Raw genomic sequence first — 25,105 nt, forward strand, 5'->3', positions numbered from 1 at the left:
CGGGGGGTGGGCCGGTCCTTCGACGCCCGGGTGAGTTTCGGCCTGGTGTACAGGGCTTGAACGAATGCCGGACAGGCGGGAAGGTAACCGACGAAGTCCTTCCGGCGATGGTGAGTGGGTTCCTGGTGAAACTTGTGCGTGGCGGTCCCTCCGAGAGCCCGACGGTCGTTCCGCCCGGTGTGGTGGCGGGCGCCGCCGTCTACGACCGCCGGGCCGGCCGGTTCACCGACCAGCTGAACCAGGATCACCAGTTCCGCTCCGCGTCCGTGGTGAAGCTGCTGATCGCGCTGGACCTCCTGTGGGACCGCGGCCCGGCGTACGAGCTCGGGCCGGCGGACGGCGAGCGGCTGGATGTGATGCTGCGCAGCAGTGACGACGACGCCGCCAGCCACTACTGGGACGAGCTGGGCGGCGGCGACCTCGTCGACCGGATGGCGGCGCGGCTCGGGCTCACGCACACGACCCGCCCGCCGGCCACCCACCCGGGGTTCTGGGGGTACGTCGGGATCACCCCGGCCGACACCGTCCGGATCTACCGGTACCTGCTGGAGCAGGCCCCGGCTCCGGTGCGGGAGTGCGTGCTGGGCCGGCTGCACCAGGCGACGCGGTACGGCACCGACGGCTTCGACCAGTACTTCGGGATCGCGTCGGCCTTCGCGCCGCCCTTCGCCCTCAAACAGGGCTGGTCCGGCTTCCTGGGGTCGAGCGGCTTCAGCTCGGACCGGGCCGAACCGGTGGCGGCCGGGATCGACCTGACCAGCGACGCCCTGCACACCACCGGGACCGTCGGTCCCGGCGACCGGACGATCGTCGCCGTCTACACCCTGCACCCGCCCGGTACGCCGTACAGCAAGGCGTACGCCGACGTGACCGAGCTGACCCGCAGCCTGACCGTGCCGGGCGGCTCTCCGGCGGCGACGACGTGATCAACCTCCACCGGAGTGGTCCCGGCGTGCCGGACCGTGCGCGGAGCTGCAAGACTCTGGCCCATGCGAGTGCACATCGGCTCTGACCACGCCGGCTTCGAACTGAAGAACCACCTGGTCCAGCACCTCACGGCTGCCGGGCACGACGTCGTCGACCACGGCCCGGCCGTGTACGACGCGGTGGACGACTACCCGCCGTACTGCCTGCGCACGGCCGTGGCGGTGGTCCAGGACGACGGCAGCCTGGGCGTCGTGATCGGCGGCTCGGGCAACGGCGAGCAGATCGCCGCGAACAAGGTGAAGGGCGCCCGGGCCGCGCTGGCCTGGAGCGACGAGACCGCCCGGCTGGGCCGCGAGCACAACAACGCGAACGTGATCAGCATCGGCGCCCGGATGCACAGCACCGAGCAGGCCACCGGTTTCGTCGAGACGTTCCTGGCGACCGGCTACTCCGACGAGGACCGGCACACCCGGCGGATCGAGATGCTGAGCTCCTACGAGCGGACCGGCGAGCTGCCGCCGCTGCCGGAATCGTCCTGATCCTGAACGTGTTCGCCCCCGTGAGGCTGCTCGGCCCGCGGCCGGGACACGTCCCGGGCGCGCATCGAGCGGCCGACCCCGATCACGGCCGGAGTCGGCGCGGTGCGGCCCCGGTCCGTGCCGGTTCGGCCGGCACCGGCTCTGTCTGGTCCTGACGTCGTCCCCATACGAGGAATCATGCCCGAAGGTCACACCCTGCACCGGCTGGCGAACGACGTCTGGGACGCGTTCGGCGGCCGGGTCGTCCGCGCCTCGAGCCCGCAGGGCCGGTTCGTCGACGGCGCCGCGCTGCTCGACGGCCGCGTGCTGCGGCACACCGAAGCCCACGGCAAGCACTTCCTCGCCGACTTCGAGGGCGGCGGCTGGCTGCACATCCACCTCGGTCTGATCGGCAAGGTCGACTTCGGGTCCGCGCCGATCCCCGAACCCGTCGGCCAGGTCCGGCTCCGGCTGCAGAACGACGCGGCGTACGCCGATCTGCGCGGTGCGACGGTCTGTGAGGTGCTCACCGACGGCGAGCGGGAGGCGCTGATCGGGCGGCTGGGCCCGGACCCGTTGCGCGACGACGCCGACCCGGACCTCGCCTGGAAGCGGATCCAGCGCAGCAAGCTGCCGATCGGCCGGCTGCTGATGGACCAGGAGGTGCTCAGCGGGGTCGGCAACGTGTACCGCGCCGAGGTGCTGTTCCGGGCCAAGCTGCACCCGATGACGCCGGGCAACCTGGTCCGGAAGCGCGAGTGGCAGGGCATGTGGACCGACCTGCTCGAGCTGATGAAGTACGGCGTGGAGACCGGCCGGATCGACACCGTCACCGACGACCACACCCCGGAGGCGATGGGCCGCGACCCGCGGCGGGACGACCACGGCGGCGAGGTCTACGTCTACCGTCGGCACGGCCAGCACTGCCACGTCTGCGACTCGGTGATCCGGACCGAGCTGCTGGCCGGCCGCAACCTGTTCTGGTGCCCGAAGTGCCAGCGCACCGGGCAGACCCGCAAGCCACCGGCCACCCCGGCGCGGGCGTCCCGCGCGTCACGCAGCACGGCGGCGAAAAAGCCGCAGGTCAAGAAGTTGTGACGATGTGATGCGCGGACCGGCCGGTGCCGTTATCTTCTTCTCACCATGAGCGGTGACGGCGGTTTCGCTGGCTTGCGACGGGACGTCCGGCGGGCGGCTCGATCGCTGCTGCGTCGCGCGCGCAAGTCGCACTCGCTCACCCTCGGCGCGCTGCTGGTGCTCACCGTGGCCATCAGCGTGCTCGCGGAGACGCTGCCGGCGCACGTGCCGCCCAGCGCGCTGATCGTTCCGCTGCTGCTCGGCGGCCTGCTGCTGCGCTTCAAGTCGCTGATGGTGCTCACGTTCGTGGCGCTCACGACGGGCTCGTACGTGGTGTCCGGGCTGGCGGCCGACATGCCCAAGATCGGCTTCATGCTGACGCTCGGCCTGGTCGCCTGGATCGTGCTCACCGGGGCCAAGGTGCGCAGCCGGCTCGGTGTGCAGGGCACCCGCGGGGAGTCGATGCTGATCGAGCTGCGCGACATCCTGACCGCCCAGGGCGAGCTGCCCCGGCTGCCGGCGGGCTGGCGCGCGGAGGCGGCGATCCGGTCGGCCGGGGGACAGTCGTTCTCCGGCGACTTCGTGGTCGCCGCGACCCGCGGCGAGGACCAGCTCGAGGTCGCCCTGGTGGACGTGTCCGGCAAGGGCATCGACGCCGGCACCCGGGCGCTGCTGCTGTCCGGCGCGTTCGGCGGCCTGCTGGGTGTGGTCCCGGTCGAGGAGTTCCTGCCGTCGGCGAACCACTACCTGCGCCGGCAGAACTGGGACGACGACTTCGCCACCGTCGTGCACGTCGCGATCGACCTGCGCAGCGGTGAGTTCGAGGTCCGGACCGCCGGCCACCCGCCGGCCATCCAGTTCGACGCGTGGTCCGGCCGCTGGGCCACCCGCGACTCCGACGGCCCGCTGCTGGGCCTGGTCGAGGCGCCCGAGTTCCCGGTGAACAAGGGCCAGCTCAAGCTCGGCGACGCGCTGTTCCTCTACAGCGACGGCATGGTGGAGACGCCGCGCCGCGACATCGGCCTGGGCACCGACCGGCTGGCCGGGCACGCCGAGCGACTGGTCGCGCACGGCTTCCGGGGCGCCGCCGAGGAGCTGGTGGTCGAGATCGGCGGCCCCGGCGACGACTCCGCCATCGTCGTCATCCACCGCCAGACCCATCCCGCCGAACTGGCCGAATCCCTCCCGACGAATCGCCCCACCCAGTCCGGCACCAGTCGCCGCCACCGCCACGCCGTACTGCGCCTGCTCGGCGCATCCGGTTGACCTAGGCAACAAAAGGCGCATACTGCAGGGGGGCGGAAGGTGCCGATTCGGTTGAATTCGGCAACCATTCCCTCGGGGGCACCGAACGGGGAACGGGGAGAGCGAGATGGTGACAACGGGAGTTCGAGCCCGGACCGCGAGCGCTGTGGCCGCAGCCGGCGCGCTGTGCTTGCTGCTGGGAACGGCCGCGCTGGTCGCGGCTCCGGCGGCGTCAGCGGCTTCGGCCGGTCCGGCGGGCCGCCCGGCGGCGCCGCAGGCCGATCCGCCGGGCAACAACGGCACGATCAAGATCGAGGGCGTCGACATCCAGTCCGGTCCGCCGGACAACAACCCGCACCAGGGCTGCTCGTTCCTGGTCGAGTTCTACAACTACGACCAGGGCGCGGAGCTGCAGGCGGAGGTGGAGTTCGCCGACCAGGCGCCGACCGCCGACGGCGGGCTGCAGGTGGTGTCGGGTGACCAGACCTTGTTCATCGGCGAGGACGCGGCCGGCGGCGGGAACGACCTGGACGCCAAGCAGACCTACACGCTGAAGTTCACCGGGCCGCCGCACCCGCAGCAGGGCTACCACGTGAAGATCACCGTGCACGCCGACGGCTCGATCGGCAACGACACCAAGCACAAGGTCTTCTGGGTCGAGGGCTGCGGTACGCCGCCGACGACGCCACCCACGACGCCTCCGACGACCCCGCCCACCACTCCGCCGACGACCCCGCCCACCACTGCACCCACGACGCCGCCGACGACCCCACCGACGACGCCGCCGCCGACCACTGCTCCGACGACGCCGCCGACCAGCCCGCCGACGATCCCGCCGGGCACTGCGGACACGGAGACGCCGAGCGTCCCGCCGGCCGACGAGCCGAGTACGCCGGCGCCGAGCACGACCGCGCCGACCGACGACACGCCCCCGGACTCCCCGAGCCCGGCCGTGCCGACCGTGATCGACGCAGGTCTGACCGGTGGAGCGCAGGGCGACGGTGGCTCCGGTCCGCTCAGTCTGCTCGGCGGCGTACTGCTCACCGCCGGCGGCGTGATGCTGGCCATCGGCAGCGCGGTCGCACTCCGGCGCCGCGGCAAGCACAGTCTGACGTGACCACCGGCAGACGCCGTGGACGGCCCGCTCCTCTCCGCAGGAGCGGGCTGGTCGCCCTCACCGGTCTTCTGACCTTCGGGGCCGGCGCCTACACCCACTTCACCCATGACGGCGGACGCTCAAATCCCGGCGACGGCACGTCCGAGAGCTGCCTCCCCGCGGCGGGGGACGCGGCCTGCGCCGGCAGGCTACCGGTCACCCACGCCGAGGTTCGCCCGTCGGCGTCCGCCCGGATGGCGACCACACCGGGTGCCGCCCGAAAGCCCGCTCGTCGGCCGCCCACCAAGGCGGTGCCGGCTCGGCCGGGCCGGCCGGCGCGGATCGCGGTGGCGCAGTTGGGCATCGTCGCGCCGGTCGTGGCGATCCGGGCGGACGGGGGCGAGCTGACCCCGCCGTCCGACCCGTCGACGGTGGGGTGGTGGTCGGGTGGTGCGCAGCCCGGGGCGGCGCGCGGCTCGGCCGTGATCACCGGGCACACCGTGCACGACGGAGGCGGGGCCTTCGACGACCTCGACCGGTTGCGGACCGGCGCCGTCGTCACCCTGACCACCTCGCGCGGCGTTCTGCGGTACCAGGTCACCGGCGTCACGACGTACCGGAAGCGGACGCTGGCGGCGGCCGCGGGCAAGCTGTTCGACCAGCGGGTCGGCGGGCGGCTGGTGCTGGTGACCTGCGAGGACTGGAACGGCGAGGCCTACCTCAGCAACGTGGTCGTGGTGGCCCGGCGGATCGCGTAGCCTGCACGATCGTGGCGGTCGATGGGATGAGCGCGGACGCGAGCGCGCCGGACGTGTCGTTCGAGGAACTGGTGGCGCGGATGCCGCCGTCGGTGCGGGAGGTGTTTCCGCCGGACCGGTGGAAGATCGGCAAGCTCTGGGCGCTGGAGCTGCGGACCGAGCCGGTCGAGGTGGCCGACCTGGTCTGGATGTTCGACCTGCCGCTGTGGCAGCTGAACGGCGAACCGTTCCGGGTCACGCCGCGCCAGGTCACCGAGACCCCGATGAACTTCCGGGACCACTACCAGCGGGTGATGGACGCCGATCTGGACTTCCCGATCCACCTGGTCGCCTACCGCGGCCGGCTGGTCGTGCTGGACGGCGTGCACCGGTTGCTCAAGGCGCACTTCCTGCGCCGGCGCTGGATCGAGGGCAAGATCGCGACCGCAGCCCAGCTGCAGGAGTGCGTCGGCCCCTGAGGCTTCGCCGATCAGCTGGTCGCCGCGGCGATCACGCGGGTCAGGTTGCGGTGCAGGGACTCCAGCTCGCCGATCGTCAGACCGAGCCGGTCGATGATCGCGGGCGGGATCTTCAGCGCCTCGGCGCGCAGCGCCTTGCCGGTCGCGGTGAGTTCGACCGCCAGGGACCGCTCGTCGCGCGGGTCCCGGCCGCGGGTCAGGTAGCCGGCCGCCTCCAGCCGCTTCAGCAACGGCGACAGTGTGCCGGGGTCGAGCTGCAGCAGGTTGCTGAGCTGCTTGACCGACAGCGGCGACTCCCCCCACAGCGCCAGCATCACCAGGTACTGCGGATGGGTCAGGCCCATCGGCTCCAGCAGCGGGCGGTACAACGCGATGACGCTGCGGGAAGCGACCGCGAGCGCGAAACAGACCTGCCGGTCCAGCGCGAGCAGGTCCACCTCTTCGGTCTGCGACATACGTCTCCTCCTCCGATCTGGACTACACTAACACTTGGCACACCAACTATTGATGCACCAAGTAAAGCCTGCGAAGGCCGGCGACGCGTCCGGCGAGGGAGCGAGCGATGAGCGCGAAAAACGAGGGACTCAGCGTGGCCTACCGGATTCGCTGGCGGCTGACCTGGCTGCTGCTGCACGTCGCCGGACCGGCGTCACTGCCGGACCACCTCGACCCGCGGACCCGGATGGAACGCGAGCGCGCGGCCCGGGTGGCTCGGGCGCGACAGGCCCAGCAGCGCATTGCCTGACGTGCAAGCAATGACTTGCACATCCGGCGTACGTCGTGCCAGGGTGGACGGGTCGCCGAGTGGACGGAGTGATCGTGGAGAGAAGTGTCGAGCGCGAGGTGTACGTCGACGCCCGCCCGGACCAGGTCTGGAACGCCGTGACCCAGCCGGAGTCGCTGGCGCGGTGGTACGCGTTCGGCGGCGCGGAGCTCGACCTGCGTCCTGGCGGCCAGGTCGTCCTGCGCTGGGACGAGCACGGCGAGTTCCGCGGCTTCGTGGAGAAGGTGGAGCCGGGCCGGCGGTTCGCGTACCGGTATGCGGTCGAGCCGGGCGTGGACCCGGTGCCGGGCAACTCGAACCTGGTCGAGTTCACGCTCACCCCGGAAGGTGAAGGCACCCGACTCACGGTGGTGGAGAGCGGCTTCGACCGGCTCGATCTGCCCGAGCAGGCTCGCGCCGAGCACGCCGACAACGCCGAACAGGGCTGGGACGGCGGTCTGGCCGAGCTGGCCACGCTGGTGAAGGAGTTCTGACGACAGCCCTTGATCCTGCCGGCATCGTGCTGGCGGCGCTGGCCGATCCGACCCGGCGGCGGCTGGTCGAGTTGCTCGCCGAGTGCGGTGGCGCGACCGCGACCATGCTGGCCCGGGACCTGCCGGTCTCGCGGCAGGCGGTCGTCCAGCACCTCGCCGTACTGCGGGAGGCCGGGGTAGTGGACAGCAGGCGGCACGGGCGCGACGTACGGTTCGAGCTGCGGCCGCACGAACTGACCGCGGCCGCCCGCTGGATGGAAGCTGTCGCGGCGCAGTGGGACCAACGGCTCGCGGCGCTCAAGGAAATCGCCGAGGAAACGCCGGGCAGCGACCGCGACCCTCGCTGGTGACTAGAGTTAGTGACATGTCATCAGAACCCGAGTACGCCCCCAGCCCGACCGACTGGGTCCGCAGCGCCGTCGAGAAGATCGAGGCGGCCGGCAGCACCGAACCGGCCGGCTTCGGCGGCATGGCCGTCGTACTGCTGACGATGGTCGGCAACAAGTCCGGCAAGATCCGCAAGGTCCCGGTGATGCGGGTCGAGCACGACGGCGTGTACTGCGCGGTGGCGTCGCTCGGCGGGGCGCCGAAGCACCCGGTCTGGTACTACAACCTCAAGGCGAACCCGAAGGTCACGCTCCAGGACGGCACCGAGACCCGGGAGTACGTCGCCCGGGAGATCGACGGCGAGGAGTACGACCTGTGGTGGAAGCGCTCGGTCGACGCCTACCCGGACTACGCGGAGTACCAGAAGAAGACCACCCGGAAGCTGCCGCAGTTCCTGCTCGAGCCGGTCGACTGAGCAGCACCGGCCGCTGAGCGTCCGCCGGTGCCGACGGTGAGCGTGCCGGCGTCGTCGGTGATCCGGCGGCGCTCGGCGGACCGGCCCGGTAAAGTCCGTGCTCAGATCCACTGCCGACGGCAGGCGGTGACCGGCCGAGCACCTGGCTTGTGAGACGCTGAGCCGGGAGAGTCCGGCGCTTGGCGTCGGCCGAGTTCTGGGAGTTCTGCTGACCACACACGACGCGGTGCGTGAACCGTTCGTCGGCTCGACGCGGCTGCGTCTGGCCGGTCTGGCACTGCACGCCTACACCGCGAGCGGAACGGTGCTCGCGCTGCTGATCGTGATCGCCGCCGTCGACGGCGACGCCGTCCGGGCGTTGTGGCTCGGGCTCGCCGCGCTGGTGATCGACGGTACCGACGGGATGCTGGCCCGCCGGCTGCGGGTGAAGGAAACCATCCCGTGGTTCGACGGCGCGATGCTGGACAACATCGTCGACTACCTGACCTACGCGTTCGCCCCGATCGTGCTGCTCTGGACCGGTGGGTACCTGCCGTCCGGCAGCTGGGGAGCGGTGCTGGCGGCGCTGCCGCTGCTTGCCTCCAGCTACCAGTTCTGCCGGGTCGACGCGAAGACCGACGACCACTTCTTCCTCGGCTTCCCGAGCTACTGGAACGTGGTCGCCTTCTACGTGGTGGTGCTCGGTCTGGCCCCGGCGGTGACCGGCACGATCCTGGTGGTCTGCTCGATCCTGGTGTTCGTACCGGTGAAGTACGTGTACCCCTCGCGGACCAAGGCGTTCCGGACGATGAACCTGGTGAGCACGGCGATCTGGCTGGCGGCGTACGCGCTGCTGCTGACGCAGATGCCCGACCCGCACCCGCTCGTGGTGGCGGTGTCGCTGGCCTACCTCGTGTACTACGCGGTGCTGAGTCTCTACCTCACCTTCTGGGTACCGCGACGCAGGGCAGTCTGAGTGCTGCTCGGTCTGGGAGCCGCGCTCGGGGCGGCCGTGGTGTTCGGGATCGCCGCGATCCTGCAGGCGGTCGGCTCCCGGAAGGTGCCGACCGGCTCCGAGCTGGATCCGCGCCGGCTCGCCGGCTTCGTGGTGGCGTTGCTGAAGCAGCCCGCGTTCCTGGCCGCACTGGTGCTCAACCTGGCCGGCTTCGGGCTGCACTTCGTGGCGCTGCGGCTGCTGCCGCTGTACCTCGCGCAGGCGGGCATCGCGGCCAGCCTGGTGGTCACCGCGCTGCTCGCCACCCGGCTGATGAGCGACCGGCTGTCCGCGATCGAGTGGTCCGCGGTGGTCGGTGTGTGCGTCGGCCTCGGACTGCTCGCGGTCTCGGCCGGTGAGGCGGGCCACAGCGCTCGTCACCACGGACTGAGCATCGGGTTGATCGTCGGACTCGTCGCGATCGCCGTGCTCGGTGGGCTGGCGAGCCGGTCGCAGCACGCGAGTTCGACCGCCCTGCTCGGCCTGCTCGCCGGTCTCGGGTACGCCGGTGTCGCGATCTCGGCACGGTTGCTGCCCGACGGCTCGATCGGGGAACTGCTCAGTGCACCCGCGACGTACACGCTGCCGCTGAGCGGGGCGCTGGCATTCGTGCTCTACTCGCTCGCGCTGCAGCGGGGCTCGGTGACGCTGGCGACGACGCCGATGATCGCGCTGCAGACGATCACACCGGCTGCGGTCGGCGTCCTGGTTCTCGACGACGCGGTGCGCGACGGCTGGTACGCCGGGGCGCTCGGCGGCTTCGTGCTGACGGCGATCGGGGCACTGATCCTGGTCCGGTTCGAGTCGGTGAAGGACACGTCCGGTGAGGCGGCCGGTGCGGATGGAGTCGCCGGCGGGTCGGCTACCGGGTCGGCCACTTCCACGGAGGCTCGTCCAGCAGGCCCTGACCCGCGATAGCGGTCTGACCGAACTCCTTCACGAGTTCGATCGTGCTCAGCTCCTGACCGCTCTCCTCCGCACCGGCCTGCAGCGCGGCCAGGAACGGCCGGGCGTGCGTCACCACGATCACCTGGGTCTCCTTGGCCGCGGTGACGACGAGATTCGCCAACGCGGGCAGCAGATCGGGGTGCAGGCTGGTCTCGGGCTCGTTGAGCACCAGCAGCTCCGGCGGTCGCGGCGTGAGCAGCGCGGCGACCCAGAGCAGGTACCGCAGGGTGCCGTCGGACAGCTCCGCCGCGGCCAGCGGGCGGAGCAGGCCGTGCTGCCGGAAGGCGATCTGGAAGCGACCCGATGCGGTCTCGACCGCCACCGAGCTGCCCGGAAAGGCCTGCTCGATCGCCTGGTCCAGGGCGGCCTTGTCGCCGATCTCCTTGATCGTCTGCAGCGCCGCGGCGAGGTCCGCCCCTTCGGAGTCGAGCACCGGGGTGCGGGTCCCGATCCGGGCCTGCCGGGCCGGGGCGTCCACGTCGGTGCGCAGGTGGTCGTAGAACCGCCAGGACCGCATCCGCTCGCGAACCGTCAGCAGCTCCGGTGCCCGTTGCGGGTCGGCGAACTCGCTGAGCATGCTGTCGAACGTCTGCAGGGCGTACCCGCCGTCCTGCCACTCGCCATCGGCGCCGCGGATACGTACGCCGGGGCCCTTCCGATCCACCAGCACCGCCGCCGGCCGGAAGAACGGACCGGCCCAGAGCGCCTCGCGTTTGATCTCCGGATCCAGGTCGAACGCGCCGCCCGGCACCGGCAGCCCGAAATCCACCGCGTAGCCGTAGTCGTCGGACGCGAACCCCATCCGCAGGCTCACCGGCCCCGACCGCACCGTGCCTTGGACCGGATGCTCACCCCGGCGCACCGACTTCCCGAGCTGGTCGGGCCCGGCCCACAGAGTGCTCTGCAAGCCGCCTTCCCGCGCCAGCGCCGCCACCGCGCCGTTCCGCGACGCGTCCGCCAGCAGCCGCAGGCCCCGGTACAAGCTCGACTTGCCGCTGCCGTTGGCGCCGGTCACCACGTTCAACCGGCCCAACGGCATCACCACCCGCCGCAGCGACCGGTAACTCTCCACCGCCAACGTCCGCAACATGCCGCCAACGTACAAAGCGCCACCGACAACGCGCCGAGGGAGGGGCCGTACGCCGTCAGGTCGCCGCCCTTCTGAGGTGGGTGAGGGCGGTGGCGAGCAGCGGCGAGTTCTGGGCGCCCTCGCGGATCGCGGCGAAGAGGTGGCGCTGAGGGCTCGCGCCCAGGACGGGCCGGATCGTGAGGCCGGCCGGCAGGTCGCGCTGGGCGAGCCGGGGGACGAGGGCAACGGCATGTCCCTGGGCGACCAGCTGGGTGACGGCGAGCCAGTCGTCGACGCGGTGCGCCACCCGGGGAGCGAAACCGGCGGCGGCGCAGGCGGTCGAGGTGATCACCGCGCAGCAGCCTTCCGGCGTACCGGTGATCCAGAGGTCGTCGTCCAGGGCGCGCAGGTCGATCGCGGCTTCGGCGGCCAGCGGGTGGCCGGCGGGCAGGGCGACGTCGAGCACGTCCGCGCCCAGCTCGACGCGGTGGTAGCGCGGGTCGCGCGTGGCGGGGGAGCCGTCGAAGCTGACGGCCAGGGCGATGTCGACCCGGCCGGTGTCCAGCAGGTCGAAGAGGCCGGGTGGTTCGAGCTGCCGCAGCGACACCTGCAGCTGGGGAAAGTCGGCCCGCAACGACGCCAGTACGCCGGGCAGCAACCCGGCCAGCGCCGAGGAGAAGGCGCCGATCGTCAGTTCGCCGCGCAGCGTCTCGTCGAACGTCTGCAGGTCGTGGCGGGCCTGCTCGAGCCGGGCGAAGACCGCGTCGGCGTGCGCCAGCAAGGTCTGGCCGCGGGCGGTCAGCACGATCCGGCGGCCGTCGCGCCGGGTGAGGGGGAACCCGACGTCGTGCGCCAAGCCGGCCAGTTGCTGCGAGACCGCGGACGGGGTCAGGTGCAGGGCGGCGGCGGTCGCCGTGACCGTGCCGCGTTCCCGGAACTCCCGCAGCACGCGCAGACGACGGAGGTCGTCGATGAAGTCCGGCCTTAACGGTTCCATCCAAGAAGAGTAGATGGACTGAAGACCCGACACCTCCCAGACTCGACGGCATGACCACTGCACCAGTGCGCCTCGGCATCGTCGGCCTCGGGGCGATGGGCGCCGAAGTTCTGCGCGTTGCCGCCGCGCACCGCTCGTACCAGGTGGTCGCGGCGGCCGACCTCGACGCATCGACGGTGTCCCGGTACGCGCCGGATCATCCCGGCGTCCGGTTCACCGAGGACGCCGGCTCGGTGGTCACCGCGAACGACCTCGACGCCGTCTACATCGCCACCCCGCCGGCGACCCACGCCGAACTGGTCGAGGCGGCGTTCCGGGCCGGCCACTCGGTGTTCTGCGAGAAGCCGCTCGCCGTCGACCTGGCCGACGGAGAGCGGATGGTCGAGGCGGCGGCGAAGGCGGCTGCTGACGTGGGTGCCGCCGCGGCGGTCAACTTCGCCCTCTCCGACCGGCACGCGACGCGGCACCTGGAACGCGTACTGCGCGACGGCGCTGCGGGGGAGCTCCGGTCGGTCGAGGTCAGGCTGACGTTCCCCCGGTGGCCCCGGGAGTTCCAGGCCGGCGCTGGCTGGCTGGACGGCCGGGCGCAGGGCGGGTTCGTCCGCGAGGTCTTCTCGCACTTCGCGTACCTGACCGATCGGCTGGTCGGTCCGCTCGCGCCGATCCACCTGGCCCTCGAGCACCGGCCGGGTGACCGGACCCGCAGTGAGGTGGCGGCCTTCGGACTGTTCCGGGCCGGGGACGTACCGGTGCAGGTCACCGCCGTCGCCGAGGCGGCCGGGCCGGAGAGCTACGAGTGGGTGCTGCGCGGATCCGGTCGCTCGTACCTGCTGCGGGACTGGAGCGAGCTCTTCGTTGCCAAGAGCAATGAGTGGGCGCCGGTGCCGCTGTCCGGGGCTCGTGGTGACGAGGCGACCCGGCTGACCTTGTTCGCCCGGGCGATCCGCGGCGACGCGTCGGCGGACCTGGCGGACTTCGCGACGGCGTACCGGGTGCAGCAGGTGGTCGAGGCGTTCCACCGCGGCGAGGTCCACGGATGAGGGTCGTCGAGGTCGCCGGTCACGGTGGTGCCGAGATGCTGCGGATCGTCGAGCGGCCGTCGCCGGTGCCGGCGCCGCACGAGGTCCGGGTGCGGGTCGCGGCGATCGGCGTCAACTATCTCGACGTCCAGGAACGCACCGGCGCCTACCCGCGGAAGACCCCGTACGTCCCCGGCGACGAGGGCAGCGGCACGATCGTGGACGTCGGCGCCCACGTCACCGGATGGGTTCCGGGCCACCGCGTCTGCTGGCAAGGCATCACCGGCTCGTACGCCGAGGAGCTGGTGATTCCCGCCGACCGGCTGATCGCCGTGCCGGACGGCATCTCCGACCAGCTCGCCGCGGCGCTACCGACCCAGGGACTGACCGCCCACTACCTCGCCACCGACTCGTACGTCGTGGGCCCGGGCGACCTGGTCGTCGTGCTGGCCGGCGCCGGCGGGGTCGGCCTGCTGCTGACGCAGATCGCCAAGGTGCGAGGCGCCCGGGTGATCACGACGGTCTCGACGCCGGACAAGGCTGAGCTGTCCCGCAAGGCCGGCGCCGACCGGGTCGTCGCGTACGAGGACCTGGTGGACGCCGTGCGGGAGGAAAGCACCAGCCGTGGCCGATCCGCGCAGGGTGCCGCGGTGGTCTACGACAGCGTGGGCCGGGCCACCTTCGAGGACTCGCTGCGCTGTCTCGGTCGCCGCGGCACGTTGGTGCTGTACGGGCAATCCAGCGGGCCGGTCCCGCCCTTCGACCTGCGCCGGCTCGGGCCGGCCGGCTCGCTGACCGTGACCCGGCCGACGCTGCGCGACTTCGTGGTCGGTGACGAGCTGCCGAGACGAGCGACGGAGCTGTTCGGCTGGGTCACCGACGGGGACGTCACGCCGTACGTCGGGCAAACCTACGCCTTCGCAGAGGCCGCTCGGGCCCACGCCGACCTGGAGGCGCGTCGGACGGTGGGCAAGGTCCTGCTCGTCCCCTAGGACGCACCAGGCCCCTTCCCGGCGCGACGGGAAGGGGCCTGGTTGCTCAGCAGTTCATCGATCCACCGGGTCAGGCCAGCGAGTCCTGCCAGGCCTGGTGGAGGCCGGCGTAGTGGCCGCCGCCGCCGATCAGGATCTCCGGTGGGCCGTCCTCGATGATGCGGCCGTGTTCGAGCACGATCACCCGGTCGGCGGTCTCCACCGTGGACAGGCGGTGGGCGATGACGATCGCGGTGCGGTCGGCCAGGATGGTGCGCAGCGCGCGCTGGATCAGCCGCTCGCTGGGAATGTCCAGGCTCGAGGTCGCCTCGTCCAGGATCAGCACCGCCGGGTCGGCCAGGAACGCGCGGGCGAAGGCGACCAGCTGGCGCTGCCCCGCCGACAATCGGCTGCCGCGCTTCTCCACCGCCGTCTCGTAGCCGTCGGGGAGCCGGACGATGAACTCGTGCGCGCCGATCACCTTGGCCGCCTCGACGATCTCGTCCATCGTCGCGTCCGGCTTGCCGAACCGGATGTTGTCGGCCACCGAGCCGGTGAACAGGAAATTCTCCTGCGTCACCATCACCACCCGCTCGCGCAGGTCGTCCTCGGACAGCTTGCGCAGGTCGATCCCGTCCAGCACGACCTGGCCACCGGTCGGGTCGTAGAAACGGGCCACCAGCTTGGCGATCGTGGTCTTGCCCGCGCCCGTCGTACCGACCAGGGCGAGGGTCTGCCCGGCCGGGACGTCGAGGTCGAGCCCGGGCAGCACCGGCACCCCGTCGACGTAGGAGAACTTCACCTCGCGCAGCTCGAGGTGCCCGGGGGCGTGCCGGGTGGGCTTGGCCGGTTCCTTCGGCTCCGGCACGTCCGGCGTCTCGTTGAGCACGCCGGACAGCTTCTCCAGCGCGGCGCTCGCGGACAGGAAGGTGTTGTAGAACTGCGAGATGTCCTGCAGCGGCTCGAAGAACTGCCGCAGGTAGAGCAGGAACGCGGTCAGCACGCCGACGGTGACGTGCCCGTGGTACGCCTGCCAGCCGCCGTACGCCAGGATCGCGACGATCGTGATGTTGCCGACGCCCTTGATCGACGGCATGAAGATCGCGTTGATCCGGAACGACTCCAGGTTCGCCTCCCGGTAGCGGTCGTTCACGCCGTGGAAGATCTGCTCGTTGCGCGGCTCGCGGCGGAACGCCTGAACCGCGCGGATTCCGGTCATCGACTCGACGAAGTGCACGATCACCAGCGCCACCGCCTCCCGGGTTCGCCGGTAGACGATCGCCGAGCGGCGCCGGAACCACGCGGTCAGGAAGAACAGCGCCGGGAACGACAGCAGCGCGATCAGGCCGAGCTCGAGATCCAGCGTGAGCAGCAGCACCGCCGTACCGACCAGGGTCAGCAGCGCCGTCACCAGACCGTCGAACCCGGTCTCCAGCATCTCGTCGATGACGTCCACGTCCGAGGTCAGCCGGGAGATCACCCGGCCCGAGGTGTACCGGTCGTGGAACGACGGGCTCAGCCGCTGGAAGTGGTCGAACACCCGGCGGCGCAGCCCGAGCAGGATGGTCTGACCGAGCCGGCCGGCCCGCATCAGGAACACCTGCCGGGCGAACGCCTGGATCACCGCCGACGCGAACACCGCGCCGACCACCGTGAGCAGCGTCGTGCTGCCCTCACCGGCGAGGATCGGCGGGATGCCGTGGTCGATGCCGAGGTGAACCAGGTACGGCACCGCGAGCCGGGCCGCGTTCTCCACCACGACGATGCCGACCAGGATCCAGATCAGCTTGTGGTACGGGCGCAGCAGCTCGCCGAGCAACGCCCGGGACTGCTCCTTGAGCCGCAAGGTCGTTGCCCGGGACAACTCGTCGTCGGACTGCTCGGCGTACCCGCGCCAGGACTCCTCCCGGTCGATCGTCTGGGTCCCGTGCCGGGACCCCGGTCTGGCGCCCGGTTCGGACTCGGGCTCCTGAGGTTGAGGTGGTTGCTCGGTCATGAGGCCTCCCGGCCTGGACTGAGGAGCGGAGCGACGAGGGAAGGCCGGGAGTTGAGGCTCGTGACCCGCCGTGCCGGAGGCGCGGCAATGTGCACAGTCATGCGTGCACCTCTTCCTCTTCTGCGGCCAGCAACTGCCGGTACGCCGGGACGGTGGCGAGCAGCTCGCCGTGCGTGCCGACGTGCGTGATCGTCCCGTTCTCCAGCAGCGCGACCTGGTCGGCCAGCATCACCGTGGACGCCCGGTGCGCCACCACGATGCCGGTGGTCGCGGCGAGCACGTTGCGCAGCGCCTCCTCGACCAGGGCCTCGGTGTGGACGTCGAGCGCGGACAGGGTGTCGTCGAGCACCAGCACGGCCGGCTGCGCGAGCACCGCCCGGGCCAGCGCGAGCCGTTGCCGCTGGCCACCGGACAGCGACATGCCCTGCTCACCGACCCGGGTGTCCAGACCCCAGGGCAGGTCGTTCGCGAACGTCGCCTGGGCGATCTCCAGCGCCTGCTGGATCTCGGCGTCGGTGGCGTCCGGCCGGCCCAGGGCGAGGTTTTCCCGGACCGACATCGAGAACAGCGTGGGGTCGTCGAAGGCCGACGCGACCGCGCTGCGCAGGGACTGCAGGTCGAGGTCGCGGACGTCGTGGCCGTCGATGGTGATCCGGCCGCCGGTCACGTCGTACAGGCGGGGGACCAGCGCGGTCAGCGTGGTCTTGCCGGACCCGGTCGCGCCGACCAGCGCCAGCGTCGTACCGGGGGTGAGGTCGAGGTTGATGTCGTGCAGCACGTCGGCGGAGTCCGGCGTGAACCGGAAGCTGACGTTCTCGAACCGGAGGTGACCGCGGGGGTTCTCCAGCTGCTCCGGGCCGGAGACGATGGACGACCGGGTGTCCAGGATCTCGCTGATCCGGTCCGCCGAGGTCATCGCCTCCTGCGCCATCGCCAGAATGGTGCCGAGCGACTGGACCGGCCAGATCAGCGACAGCATCAAGGTGATGAACGCGACCAGGGTGCCCAGCGTGATCGCCTCCCGGCCGACGGCGAGCGCGCCGAGCAGCAGCACGACCACCAGGGTGAGGTTGGGGACCACTTCCAGGAAGGTCCAGAACCGCGACGCCAGCCGGACCTTCTCGATCGAGGTCCCGTACAGCTGTACCGCGCCGTCGTCGAACTGACGCTTCACGTGCTCGCGGCGGCCGAATGCCTTGATCACCCGGAAGCCGAGCGCGGACTCCTCGATCCGGGTGGCCAGGTCGCCCTGCTGGTCCTGGACCCGGCGGGAGATCGCCAGGTACTTCTTCTCGAACTTCAGCGACACCACGATGATCGGCACCGCGGCGACCAGCACCACCACGCCGAGCGGCCAGTACAGCCGCAGCAGCAGGATCGTGACGAGCACCAGCTGGAGGATGTTGATCACCAGGAACAGCAGGCCGAAGCCCATGAACCGGCGGATCGTGGACAGGTCGACGGTGACCCGGCTGAGCAGCTGACCGCTCTGCCAGCGGTTGTGGAACTCCATCGGCAGCGACTGCAGCCGGACGTACAGGTCGTGCCGGAGGGTGGCCTCGAGGTCGCTGACGGCCCGGGACTGGGCCCAGCGGCGCATCCACACCAGCAGGACCTCGCTGATGCTGAGCCCGAGGGCGAGAAAGGCGAGCGGGACCAGCAGGTCGAGCTCGCGGCGGGTGACCGGTCCGTCGATGATGGCCCGGGTGACCAGGGGGACGGTCAAGCTGACGCCGACCCCGAGAATGGCCGTGGAGAACATGATCACCAGGCGCTTGCGGTGGGGCCGGAGGTAGGGCCGGAGCCGCCACAGGTTACGGCTGCGGGCGGGGGCGCGGGAGGAAGGGGGAGCGATCGACGGCGCTTGGGCAGGGTGCTCTGAGGGCATCTGGAGGGGCGCACTTCCCAACATGCTCGGCTGTGGGTGGGTGGCGACCGGAAAACGGCGCGATTTCCAGTATCGCCCAGGGCTGGGCGGATGTCCCGGAAATTGCATCACCGGGTGATGTAACTGCCGCTTCCTGCAATGACCGGGTTCGGGCCCCGTGCGGTGACGGGGCTCACAGTCATTACGACTTGTGATGGATCGGTACGCCCCGCTGCTCGGCTCCGATCGCTCTCCCGACGAGCCGCCGCCGGCCTCGGCTGCGCCCGGCGTGCAACGTCAGCGCCACCGCCACCGCGACGAGCAGCACCGCCGGCAACGCCCACAGCACCCGCGCCACCATGCCGAACGACTCGTCCAGCCTCCACGCCGCCCACGCCGCGATCACCGGCACCCCGAAGAACGCCACCGTCCCCACCGGCGTGTACCGCCAGTCCCCGTCAGTCCCTACCTGCACGACCCCGCCGTGCCCCCGATGTCTCGCCTTCATGTCCCCCGCCTTTCCCCTCCTCCGAGTATGCGTCCGATCCCCACGAATGCACCCTGCTGTGCCCGCGCGAATTCGCAAGATCTTCCGCGTACGACCGGACCAGCTGGTGCCGCCGGCCTGAGAAGGTGACTGGATGGATCGCACCATCCGCACGATCGACGACGTCCTCGAACTGCTCGACACCCTCTTGCCCCCCGAGGCCAACCGGTGGACCACCGACGGCGCGTCCTGGTGGGATGCCTTCTACGCCGACCGCGACCGGCCGATCCCGTTCTTCGTCGCCAAACCGGACGAGAACCTCGTCGGGTATCTGTCCAGGGGGCTGGTCACTCCCACTCGACCGCAGTCCGACGCCGAGGTTGCGCTGGACCGCACGCCGTCGAGCGCGCCGGAGCAGCGCGACGCCGCCGCGCCCGCGCGCGCCCTCGACCTCGGCTGCGGCCCCGGCCGAAACGCCCTGCATCTCGCCGCCGCAGGCTTCGAGGTGGATGCCGTCGACCTCTCGCCGACCGCGATCGCCTGGGGCGAGGACCGGGCCCGCGACGCCGGCGCCACCATCACCTTCCACTGCGGCGACGCCTTTGCCCTGCCCAACGACCAGCTCACCGGCCCGTACGACCTGATTTACGACTCCGGCTGCTTCCACCACCTCCCGCCCCACCGCCGGATCAGCTACCTCGCCCTGCTCGACCGCGTCCTCGCCCCCGGCGGTCACCTCGCGCTCACCACGTTCGCCGCCGGCCGGATGGGCTCCGAGCTCGACGACGTCGACTACTACCGCCAGTCCCAGCTCCACGGCGGCCTCGCCTACACGCCCGACAACCTGCGCTGGATCTTCTCCGACCTCACCGAGCGCGAACTCCGCCCCATGCACGACGAATCCCCGACCTCCCCGTACTTCGGCGAACCCTTCCTCCTCACCGCCCTCTTCCGCCGCGACCAACGGTAAGTTCTCGCCGAGCTCGGATCCTCGGCTCTCGTCTCCACCCGCGACTGGCGGCGCCTCCGCAGACACCGGCGCAAGCGGCAATCGCCGGGATAACCTCACCCGATGCAGCGGTACGCCGGAGTCGTCGCGCGGTACGAGAACCAGGTCGCCCTCGTCCGCGAGCAGTACGACGCCTGGGGCCAGCCTTACTGGAACCTACCGAGCGGTGCCGTCGAGCCGCGGGAGTCGCCGACCGCAGGCGCCGTCCGGGAACTGCGCGAGGAGACCGGCCTGCGTGTCGCCGAGCACGACCTCGCCCTGATCTGGACGACGACCGTCATCTGCCGGCAGCAGACACTCTCGCGGTCCTGGAACTACGCAGTCGAAGCACCCGTTCCACACTTTGCCGTCGACGACCCCGACGGTTCGGTGCTCGAGGTCCGATGGTTCCCGCTGGAGGAGGCGGCTCGGCTGGTGCGGCAGGTCCCGTACCCGCCGATCAGCGTGCCGGCCGCGGCATACCTGGACGATCCCGCGACCGACCCGACGCCCTGGACCTTCGCCCGCGCCGACGACGACGGCGTACAGGCCTGGAGCAGCATCGACGAAGGAGAACGAGGATGACGCTCAGTTCGGCGTACGACGACGTGGCGGACGACTACGACGAGTGGGTCGGGGCCGGTGCCGTGCTGGACGATCCGACCTTCGCCGAGCTCGTCGGCGACGTGGCCGGCCAGAAGGTCGCGGTGGTCGCCTGCGGCCAGGGCCGGGAGGCGCGCTACCTCGCGACGCAGGGCGCCGACGTCACCGGCCTCGACGCCTCCGGGAACCTGCTGGCGATCGCCAGGCAGCACGAGGAGACCGACCCGCTCGGCATCGTCTACCACCACGGCGACGCCCACACCCTGGACGGTCTCGCCGACGAGTCGTTCGACGGCGCCGTCTGCCACATGGCGCTGATGGACATCCCCGACCTCGCCGCCGCCCTCGGCTCCGTCGCCCGGATCCTGCGGCCGCACGGCTGGTTCGTGCTCTCGATCACCCACCCGTGCTTCAAGACTCCCGCCACCGGCGAGATCGTCGACCACGTCGACCAGTCCGTACGCCGTACCGTCGGCCGCTACTTCGCCGAGGGCTACTGGGACGGCCCCGGCAAGCACCGCAACCCCCTGCCCGTCGGCGCCTACCACCGCACCCTCAGCACGTACGTGAACACCCTCACCGCCGCCGGCCTGACCATCGACCGCATGGCCGAACCATCCCTCGACACCCCCGTCTGGCGCGAGGTTCCCTGCCTCCTGTACCTCCGCGCCCACTGCACCACCTGACCCCGGCGACCCGGCACGATCGTCGCGTGGAGCTCCGACCGTTGCTGGTCACCCGCCTCGCCAACCTGCTCCCCGGCGTCGCGCTGGCCGGCTTCGGCTTCAAAGGGTGGTTCGAGGCAACAATCTCCCCGCAGGGGCGATCCCCCCCGCTCCCGGGTGCGCGACGGACCGCCCGATCAGGCCGGACCCGCTGGACCCCGATCGTCGCCTTCGCCCAGTTCGGCCACGTCCTCACCCCGGTAGCGGAACGGAAGCGACGGAGCACCTGGAGCGTTGGTTCGCGACCTCCGGCCGCCGGCGACGCCGATGAGCTCGTGGTCGCCGCGGGTGCCGTCGGCCGGGATCGACGGTTCAGACGCCGCGCGCCGACTCGAGGGCGGCAAGGTCCCGTACGGCGTAGCGGTGGTGCTCCCATTCCTCTTCGAGCACGACGTGCAGGCAGGAGAGGGTGGATTCCGGGTGCGCCGGAGCCCACGGGTTCTTGCGGGGCGTCGCGAGGTCGTCGGCCGTCACCGTGGCCAGGAAGTCGCGCACCATGGCGACCCGGCTCGCGCGAGCTTCCAGCACCTCGGCGTACGACGGGGTGGTCGTCGTGAACACCGACCTGTCGAAGCCGTCCTCCTCGGCGCCGGTACCCATCAGCCCCAACGGGTGGAACGGCCGCTCGATCTGCAGAACCGCGTAACCCAACCACAGGTCCGTGGCGAGCACCAGGTGCCGCAGTGTCTGCGCGAACGACCACTCGCCGGCAACCGACTCGTCCACCGTGCCGGCGGGCATCGTCGCGACGCGTTCCAAGGTGGCGGCCCAGGTGCGTTCGAGGGCTGCCCAGGCCGCGCGCAGTCCGTCCGGATCGGTGGCCCGCCGGTCGGCGCGGCCGGGGAAGCGGCGGTCGAGCTCGGCCTCGACGAACGGGACCACGTCGACGTCGTTGACGCGCAGGTGGTTCGGACCGTCGGACAGCCAGGGCGCGTCGATCTCGGCGTCCCGGATCTCGACGCCGCGCATCACGACGCCGGTCAGGTCGGCCCCGACGAACCGGGCGCCGCGCAGGTCCGCGTCGACGAACTCCGCTCCGCGCAGGTTGTCGGACCGGGTGAAAGTCGCCATCAGTTCTCCTCGTCGAGCCGCCTCCAGGAAGTCCGATCATGCAGCCCTCGGCCGCGGCGCGGAAGGGTAGCCGGCCCGGTGCACGAGGGTCAGCGGGAAGAACCCTGCCGCGGCGGTGATCGTCGCCGTGCTGATCGAGCACCACGTGCGGTACGACGTACGGGCTCTGCGATGCTGAGTGGACGCGGCAACTTTCGTTCGTAGGAGCGTGGCAGTGAGCATCAAGTCAGACGTGGATGCGTCGGTGGTGGAGTGGCTGCTCGATTCCGATCCCTCCGTGCGCTGGCAGGTCATGCGCGATGTGGCAGGAGCGACCGAGGAGGCGGTCACGGCCGAGCGGGCGTTGGTCGCGACGGAGGGTTTTGGGGCGCAACTGCTCGGCCTGCAAGGCGATGACGGCACCTGGGCCGGTACGGCGTGGAACCGCGGCTGGGACTCGACCATGCACGCCCTCATGCTCCTGCGCGACTTCGGCCTGGACCCCGACGGCGCCCCGGCGCGCACGGCGATCGACCGGGTCCGCGAGAACGTGACCTGGCGGGGAACCGGCCCGCCGGAGCGTGACGCCAACCGCTTCTTCGAAGGCGAGGTCGAGCCCTGCATCAACGGCCAGGTCGCCGCAGTCGGCGCGTACTTCGGCCAGGACGTCAGCGGGCTGATCGACCGGCTGCTCGGCGAGCAACTCCCCGACGGCGGCTGGAACTGCGAACGCGAGAACGGCGCCACCCGCTCTTCGTTCAACACCACCATCTGCGTCCTGGAGGCACTCCTGGAGTGGGAGCGAACTCAAGGCGCCACCCCAACCGTGAGCGAGGCCAGGCTGCGCGGCGACGAGTACCTCCTGACCCGCCGACTCTGCCGCCGCTCGACCGGCGAGCTGATCGAACGCGACCGCAAGGGCGGCACGAGCTGGACCCAGTTCGCGTTCCCGGCGTGGTGGCACTACGACGTACTCCGAGGCCTCGAGTACCTCCGCACCACCGGCACCAACCCCGACCCCCGCGCCGCCGAAGCCGTCGACCTCGTCACCTCCCACCGCGACTCCACCGGCCGCTGGCCCCTGCAAACCCGCTACCCCGGAACCATGCCGGTCGACCTGACCGAGCAAGTAGGCCATCCCAGCCGCTGGAACACCCTCCGAGCCCTCCGCGTCCTGCGCTGGTACGCCGCCCGCGGCTGACGTCGAAACCTGCGCGACGCACGACGAGCACTACCGCGTCCAAGCCTGTGGCGGCTCGAAGTGGCAGCGGCCGCGATCATCGGGATGGCCGCCTGCTGGTTGACGGGTATCGCGTTGGCGCTGCACTCACTCGGCGCCCCAACTGAAACCGGCACCCGCGCCGCCGTGCTGGGGTTCTACCTCCCGCTCATTCCCGCTGTCGTCGCGGCAGGCCTGCGCGCAGCCGGCCACCCGTTCTGCCTGTGCTGGGTCCCCGCACCCACCTGACCCTCGCCCGACAGCGCCGCGCTCTACGTGTCGTACTCGAGCCCGTCCCACGGGGCGTAGTACGCGATGAAGTCTCCCGGCTCGACGTTGATCGAGTACATGCCTTCGAATTGAGTGACCGCGAAGCCGAACGTCACGCCGCGAACCGTCTTAGTGAACGGCTCGACCTCGATCGGCTCCAGCACGTAATCGCCGAGCTGGGCGAGCCGCGCAGCAACCAGTTGGTCCGCGTCAGCCGGGGCCGCCTGTCCAGGCGGCAGTCCCGCAGGCCGCACGACCTCGTCGACCCTCACCTCATCGAACGTGCCGTCGGCCTTCCACAGGAACACCCCGACGTACGCCGACCCCCCTGGCACGAACAGCTCGTCGCTCAGGAAGAACCTCCGGCCGTCCCCGGCGGTTCCGGCGTACGGCACGTGGTAGTCGTCAGGCACGATCGTGAAACGCGCGGGTGCTTCGTCCATGGCAGCTCTTTCACTCGGGCCTGCCGGCGTCGACGCACAGCCGGCCAGTACGGCGAACACCGAGAGCGCGACTGCGCACAGCACCCCGGCACGCTCCGCCAAACGAGACACGACTAGCCGCGCCCGCGCCGAGAACGCTCGATGACTCACGCCGCAGAGCCTGGCACGTGGCGCACGGTCCGCGCGAACGGGGCCGGGGGTTTGCAAACGCCGAGCGGCCGAGGTCCGCGAAAGTTCCGCGGAGAGCCTGTCGGAATCCCCGGACGCCGTTCGTAGCGTGGGTGGAGGCGGACAGCGGGTCCGCTCGAGCCGAAGGAGCAGACATGCCCGAGTACCTCATCTACTTCAACCAGCAGTGGGTCGGTGACCACCCCGAGGAGTGGTACCGCGGCCGCGGGCCGCTCGCCATGGCGGTCGTGAACGAGATGAAGGACGCCGGCGTCTACGTCTTCGCCGGCGGGCTGGAGGAGGAGGACGGCCCCATCTACAGCGCCGACCCCACCAGTGGCGAGGTGCTGATCACCGACGGACCGTACGTCGAGAGCAAGGAGTTCCTGGGCGGCTTCGCTCTCGTCGACGTGCCCGACGACGAAACCGCCAAGCTGTGGGCCGGCAAAATCGCCGAGGCCTGCGGCTGGCCCCACGAGATCCGCCGCTTCAAGCCCCAACCCAAGGTGGAGTGACTCCACCGCCGCGTAGCCGTACGAGGCTGGAAGGTGGCCACGCGCCCAAAGGCCAGGTCGGCGGCCGGCGCCTCTGACCTGGGCCTTTGCTGCGGAGCTGCGGCTGGCGGGGCTCTCGCTGCCTGAGTGGGTGACACGCTTCCGATATGACGGTTACGGATGTAACACCGGAGAGCATCGACGGCTCAGTCGATGCCGAGGCCGCCCGGACATGGATATTTGCGGTGCACCAGTGGATCCGGAGGCAGCCGAGCGGCACGCAGCTCGTAGGAGAAGTGCGAATGCCCGGGCCGGGCTGGAACTACTACGGGGTTCGCGTTCAGCTGTCCAGTGACTCGACCCTTCGCCTTCTCTTGAACGCAGCGATCGGTCTCGTCGCCGCGTCCGAACACGAGAATGTGCCCGAGTTCGGTCCGCTGAGATTCCGCGTGGTTCCCAGCCCTGAAGTATTCGAAGCGCACGGTTTGCGCGTTGCGAGCGCAACTCAACTGGCAGCGGAGATCAGCGAGGCCGACCTTCACGCTCTGCCAGAGAGTCGGAGGAAAGACGTCCTGTATCACGGTCCGACGACGGTCGGCGACCTCCTTTTCAATTGGTTCGACTGAACAGGGGCGCATTCGGTGATCGGCAGGATCCTTGCGCTACCTCGCACGGCTCAT

General features: G+C 70.9%; 29 protein-coding genes. 21 read left to right on the top strand and 8 right to left on the bottom strand.

Going from position 1 to position 25,105, the window contains the following annotated elements; translation table 11 throughout:
* The first annotated feature begins 125 nt into the window (after nt 1-125).
* The 7 genes from KFLA_RS11100 (at nt 126) to KFLA_RS11130 (ending at nt 6,079) form a co-directional block, all read left to right on the top strand.
* Nucleotides 126-926 carry a hypothetical protein gene (locus KFLA_RS11100; protein WP_202797112.1) on the top strand — a complete coding sequence of 267 codons (801 nt, stop codon included), beginning with the start codon at nt 126-128 and terminating at the stop codon, nt 924-926.
* Between the two features lie 63 nt (nt 927-989).
* On the top strand, nt 990-1,466 hold the full coding sequence (locus tag KFLA_RS11105; protein ID WP_012919883.1) for a ribose-5-phosphate isomerase: 477 nt from the start codon (nt 990-992) through the stop codon (nt 1,464-1,466).
* A 177-nt stretch (nt 1,467-1,643) separates the two neighbouring features.
* Nucleotides 1,644-2,543 (top strand): Fpg/Nei family DNA glycosylase, encoded by a 900-nt coding sequence (locus KFLA_RS11110; protein WP_012919884.1) that lies wholly within the window; start codon nt 1,644-1,646, stop codon nt 2,541-2,543.
* 45 nt (nt 2,544-2,588) lie between these two features.
* Nucleotides 2,589-3,788, top strand: a complete 1,200-nt coding sequence (locus tag KFLA_RS11115) for a PP2C family protein-serine/threonine phosphatase (protein ID WP_012919885.1) — start codon at nt 2,589-2,591, stop codon at nt 3,786-3,788.
* 106 nt (nt 3,789-3,894) lie between these two features.
* Nucleotides 3,895-4,884, top strand: a complete 990-nt coding sequence (locus KFLA_RS11120) for a hypothetical protein (protein WP_012919886.1) — start codon at nt 3,895-3,897, stop codon at nt 4,882-4,884.
* Nucleotides 4,881-5,621: a class F sortase gene (locus tag KFLA_RS11125; protein WP_012919887.1), complete on the top strand. Its 741-nt coding sequence runs from the start codon at nt 4,881-4,883 to the stop codon at nt 5,619-5,621. The genes KFLA_RS11120 and KFLA_RS11125 overlap by 4 nt, the downstream gene beginning before the upstream one ends.
* An 11-nt stretch (nt 5,622-5,632) precedes the next feature.
* Entirely contained in the window at nt 5,633-6,079 is a 447-nt protein-coding gene (locus tag KFLA_RS11130) for a hypothetical protein (RefSeq protein ID WP_237706773.1), read from the top strand.
* Nucleotides 6,080-6,090: 11 nt separating this feature from the next.
* On the opposite strand, the gene KFLA_RS11135 is transcribed toward KFLA_RS11130, so the two are convergent.
* Entirely contained in the window at nt 6,091-6,534 is a 444-nt protein-coding gene (locus KFLA_RS11135) for a MarR family winged helix-turn-helix transcriptional regulator (protein ID WP_012919889.1), read from the bottom strand.
* 107 nt (nt 6,535-6,641) lie between these two features.
* On the opposite strand from KFLA_RS11135, the gene KFLA_RS11140 reads away from it, so the two are divergent.
* From KFLA_RS11140 to KFLA_RS11165, 6 genes are all read left to right on the top strand, one after another.
* Nucleotides 6,642-6,824 (top strand): hypothetical protein, encoded by a 183-nt coding sequence (locus tag KFLA_RS11140; protein ID WP_012919890.1) that lies wholly within the window; start codon nt 6,642-6,644, stop codon nt 6,822-6,824.
* Nucleotides 6,825-6,898: 74 nt separating this feature from the next.
* Complete coding sequence (locus tag KFLA_RS11145) at nt 6,899-7,336, top strand: SRPBCC domain-containing protein (RefSeq protein ID WP_012919891.1); 438 nt, start codon at nt 6,899-6,901, stop codon at nt 7,334-7,336.
* Between the two features lie 26 nt (nt 7,337-7,362).
* Nucleotides 7,363-7,686, top strand: a complete 324-nt coding sequence (locus KFLA_RS11150) for an ArsR/SmtB family transcription factor (RefSeq protein ID WP_237706774.1) — start codon at nt 7,363-7,365, stop codon at nt 7,684-7,686.
* A gap of 14 nt (nt 7,687-7,700) precedes the next feature.
* Nucleotides 7,701-8,138, top strand: coding sequence for a nitroreductase family deazaflavin-dependent oxidoreductase (locus KFLA_RS11155; RefSeq protein WP_012919893.1), 438 nt, complete (start codon nt 7,701-7,703; stop codon nt 8,136-8,138).
* 226 nt (nt 8,139-8,364) lie between these two features.
* Entirely contained in the window at nt 8,365-9,093 is a 729-nt protein-coding gene (locus KFLA_RS11160; protein ID WP_012919894.1) for a CDP-alcohol phosphatidyltransferase family protein, read from the top strand.
* Nucleotides 9,094-10,029 (top strand): hypothetical protein, encoded by a 936-nt coding sequence (locus tag KFLA_RS11165; RefSeq protein WP_012919895.1) that lies wholly within the window; start codon nt 9,094-9,096, stop codon nt 10,027-10,029.
* Here the strand turns inward: KFLA_RS11165 and KFLA_RS11170 are convergent.
* Both KFLA_RS11170 and KFLA_RS11175 read right to left on the bottom strand, forming a co-directional pair.
* The gene (locus KFLA_RS11170; RefSeq protein WP_012919896.1) at nt 9,974-11,149 is read right to left on the bottom strand and encodes an AAA family ATPase; all 1,176 of its coding nucleotides are present in this window, start codon (nt 11,147-11,149) and stop codon (nt 9,974-9,976) included. The two genes, KFLA_RS11165 and KFLA_RS11170, sit on opposite strands and share 56 nt — an antisense overlap.
* 55 nt (nt 11,150-11,204) lie before the next feature.
* Nucleotides 11,205-12,125, bottom strand: a complete 921-nt coding sequence (locus KFLA_RS11175) for a LysR family transcriptional regulator (protein ID WP_012919897.1) — start codon at nt 12,123-12,125, stop codon at nt 11,205-11,207.
* A gap of 50 nt (nt 12,126-12,175) precedes the next feature.
* Here KFLA_RS11175 and KFLA_RS11180 point away from each other — a divergent pair, with 50 nt between their 5' ends.
* Together KFLA_RS11180 and KFLA_RS11185 are read left to right on the top strand one after the other, a co-directional pair.
* On the top strand, nt 12,176-13,165 hold the full coding sequence (locus tag KFLA_RS11180; protein ID WP_012919898.1) for a Gfo/Idh/MocA family protein: 990 nt from the start codon (nt 12,176-12,178) through the stop codon (nt 13,163-13,165).
* Nucleotides 13,162-14,136 (top strand): quinone oxidoreductase family protein, encoded by a 975-nt coding sequence (locus KFLA_RS11185; RefSeq protein WP_012919899.1) that lies wholly within the window; start codon nt 13,162-13,164, stop codon nt 14,134-14,136. Before KFLA_RS11180 ends, KFLA_RS11185 begins: the two co-directional genes overlap by 4 nt.
* Before the next feature lie 70 nt (nt 14,137-14,206).
* Here KFLA_RS11185 and KFLA_RS11190 read toward each other — a convergent pair whose 3' ends face one another.
* The 3 genes from KFLA_RS11190 to KFLA_RS11200 all read right to left on the bottom strand — a co-directional run bounded on the left by KFLA_RS11190 (nt 14,207) and on the right by KFLA_RS11200 (nt 18,453).
* Nucleotides 14,207-16,111, bottom strand: a complete 1,905-nt coding sequence (locus tag KFLA_RS11190; RefSeq protein ID WP_012919900.1) for an ABC transporter ATP-binding protein — start codon at nt 16,109-16,111, stop codon at nt 14,207-14,209.
* Between the two features lie 97 nt (nt 16,112-16,208).
* Nucleotides 16,209-17,873, bottom strand: a complete 1,665-nt coding sequence (locus tag KFLA_RS11195) for an ABC transporter ATP-binding protein (RefSeq protein WP_148256603.1) — start codon at nt 17,871-17,873, stop codon at nt 16,209-16,211.
* 307 nt (nt 17,874-18,180) lie between these two features.
* Entirely contained in the window at nt 18,181-18,453 is a 273-nt protein-coding gene (locus KFLA_RS11200) for a hypothetical protein (protein WP_148256604.1), read from the bottom strand.
* A gap of 166 nt (nt 18,454-18,619) precedes the next feature.
* Between KFLA_RS11200 and KFLA_RS11205 the strand changes: the two genes are divergently transcribed.
* The 3 genes from KFLA_RS11205 (at nt 18,620) to KFLA_RS11215 (ending at nt 20,742) form a co-directional block, all read left to right on the top strand.
* Entirely contained in the window at nt 18,620-19,435 is an 816-nt protein-coding gene (locus KFLA_RS11205) for a class I SAM-dependent methyltransferase (protein WP_012919903.1), read from the top strand.
* Nucleotides 19,436-19,537: 102 nt separating this feature from the next.
* Nucleotides 19,538-20,038, top strand: coding sequence for an NUDIX hydrolase (locus KFLA_RS35495; protein WP_012919904.1), 501 nt, complete (start codon nt 19,538-19,540; stop codon nt 20,036-20,038).
* Nucleotides 20,035-20,742 carry a class I SAM-dependent methyltransferase gene (locus KFLA_RS11215; RefSeq protein ID WP_012919905.1) on the top strand — a complete coding sequence of 236 codons (708 nt, stop codon included), beginning with the start codon at nt 20,035-20,037 and terminating at the stop codon, nt 20,740-20,742. The genes KFLA_RS35495 and KFLA_RS11215 overlap by 4 nt, the downstream gene beginning before the upstream one ends.
* A 351-nt stretch (nt 20,743-21,093) precedes the next feature.
* On the opposite strand, the gene KFLA_RS11225 is transcribed toward KFLA_RS11215, so the two are convergent.
* Nucleotides 21,094-21,852, bottom strand: coding sequence for a DinB family protein (locus tag KFLA_RS11225; RefSeq protein WP_012919906.1), 759 nt, complete (start codon nt 21,850-21,852; stop codon nt 21,094-21,096).
* 214 nt (nt 21,853-22,066) lie between these two features.
* Between KFLA_RS11225 and KFLA_RS11230 the strand changes: the two genes are divergently transcribed.
* The gene (locus KFLA_RS11230; RefSeq protein ID WP_012919907.1) at nt 22,067-23,032 is read left to right on the top strand and encodes a hypothetical protein; all 966 of its coding nucleotides are present in this window, start codon (nt 22,067-22,069) and stop codon (nt 23,030-23,032) included.
* Between the two features lie 290 nt (nt 23,033-23,322).
* On the opposite strand, the gene KFLA_RS11240 is transcribed toward KFLA_RS11230, so the two are convergent.
* Nucleotides 23,323-23,763 carry a hypothetical protein gene (locus KFLA_RS11240; RefSeq protein ID WP_012919909.1) on the bottom strand — a complete coding sequence of 147 codons (441 nt, stop codon included), beginning with the start codon at nt 23,761-23,763 and terminating at the stop codon, nt 23,323-23,325.
* A gap of 323 nt (nt 23,764-24,086) precedes the next feature.
* Between KFLA_RS11240 and KFLA_RS11245 the strand changes: the two genes are divergently transcribed.
* Nucleotides 24,087-24,446, top strand: a complete 360-nt coding sequence (locus tag KFLA_RS11245; protein WP_012919910.1) for a YciI family protein — start codon at nt 24,087-24,089, stop codon at nt 24,444-24,446.
* A 146-nt stretch (nt 24,447-24,592) separates the two neighbouring features.
* Nucleotides 24,593-25,051, top strand: coding sequence for a hypothetical protein (locus KFLA_RS11250; RefSeq protein WP_148256605.1), 459 nt, complete (start codon nt 24,593-24,595; stop codon nt 25,049-25,051).
* Nucleotides 25,052-25,105 lie beyond the last annotated feature (54 nt).

Source organism: Kribbella flavida DSM 17836 (assembly GCF_000024345.1).
In the GTDB taxonomy this organism is placed as follows: Bacteria; Actinomycetota; Actinomycetes; order Propionibacteriales; family Kribbellaceae; genus Kribbella; species Kribbella flavida.

What these genes read in the sequence shown, in the direction of transcription:
- KFLA_RS11105 (WP_012919883.1), top strand. Translation starts at nt 990, where the DNA reads ATGCGAGTGCACATCGGCTCTGACCACGCCGGCTTCGAACTGAAGAAC.
- KFLA_RS11110 (WP_012919884.1), top strand. Translation starts at nt 1,644, where the DNA reads ATGCCCGAAGGTCACACCCTGCACCGGCTGGCGAACGACGTCTGGGAC.
- KFLA_RS11115 (WP_012919885.1), top strand. Translation starts at nt 2,589, where the DNA reads ATGAGCGGTGACGGCGGTTTCGCTGGCTTGCGACGGGACGTCCGGCGG.
- KFLA_RS11120 (WP_012919886.1), top strand. Translation starts at nt 3,895, where the DNA reads ATGGTGACAACGGGAGTTCGAGCCCGGACCGCGAGCGCTGTGGCCGCA.
- KFLA_RS11135 (WP_012919889.1), bottom strand. Translation starts at nt 6,534, where the DNA reads ATGTCGCAGACCGAAGAGGTGGACCTGCTCGCGCTGGACCGGCAGGTC.
- KFLA_RS11140 (WP_012919890.1), top strand. Translation starts at nt 6,642, where the DNA reads ATGAGCGCGAAAAACGAGGGACTCAGCGTGGCCTACCGGATTCGCTGG.
- KFLA_RS11155 (WP_012919893.1), top strand. Translation starts at nt 7,701, where the DNA reads ATGTCATCAGAACCCGAGTACGCCCCCAGCCCGACCGACTGGGTCCGC.
- KFLA_RS11170 (WP_012919896.1), bottom strand. Translation starts at nt 11,149, where the DNA reads ATGTTGCGGACGTTGGCGGTGGAGAGTTACCGGTCGCTGCGGCGGGTG.
- KFLA_RS11175 (WP_012919897.1), bottom strand. Translation starts at nt 12,125, where the DNA reads ATGGAACCGTTAAGGCCGGACTTCATCGACGACCTCCGTCGTCTGCGC.
- KFLA_RS11180 (WP_012919898.1), top strand. Translation starts at nt 12,176, where the DNA reads ATGACCACTGCACCAGTGCGCCTCGGCATCGTCGGCCTCGGGGCGATG.
- KFLA_RS11185 (WP_012919899.1), top strand. Translation starts at nt 13,162, where the DNA reads ATGAGGGTCGTCGAGGTCGCCGGTCACGGTGGTGCCGAGATGCTGCGG.
- KFLA_RS11190 (WP_012919900.1), bottom strand. Translation starts at nt 16,111, where the DNA reads ATGACCGAGCAACCACCTCAACCTCAGGAGCCCGAGTCCGAACCGGGC.
- KFLA_RS11195 (WP_148256603.1), bottom strand. Translation starts at nt 17,873, where the DNA reads ATGTTCTCCACGGCCATTCTCGGGGTCGGCGTCAGCTTGACCGTCCCC.
- KFLA_RS11205 (WP_012919903.1), top strand. Translation starts at nt 18,620, where the DNA reads ATGGATCGCACCATCCGCACGATCGACGACGTCCTCGAACTGCTCGAC.
- KFLA_RS35495 (WP_012919904.1), top strand. Translation starts at nt 19,538, where the DNA reads ATGCAGCGGTACGCCGGAGTCGTCGCGCGGTACGAGAACCAGGTCGCC.
- KFLA_RS11215 (WP_012919905.1), top strand. Translation starts at nt 20,035, where the DNA reads ATGACGCTCAGTTCGGCGTACGACGACGTGGCGGACGACTACGACGAG.
- KFLA_RS11225 (WP_012919906.1), bottom strand. Translation starts at nt 21,852, where the DNA reads ATGGCGACTTTCACCCGGTCCGACAACCTGCGCGGAGCGGAGTTCGTC.
- KFLA_RS11240 (WP_012919909.1), bottom strand. Translation starts at nt 23,763, where the DNA reads ATGGACGAAGCACCCGCGCGTTTCACGATCGTGCCTGACGACTACCAC.
- KFLA_RS11245 (WP_012919910.1), top strand. Translation starts at nt 24,087, where the DNA reads ATGCCCGAGTACCTCATCTACTTCAACCAGCAGTGGGTCGGTGACCAC.
- KFLA_RS11250 (WP_148256605.1), top strand. Translation starts at nt 24,593, where the DNA reads ATGACGGTTACGGATGTAACACCGGAGAGCATCGACGGCTCAGTCGAT.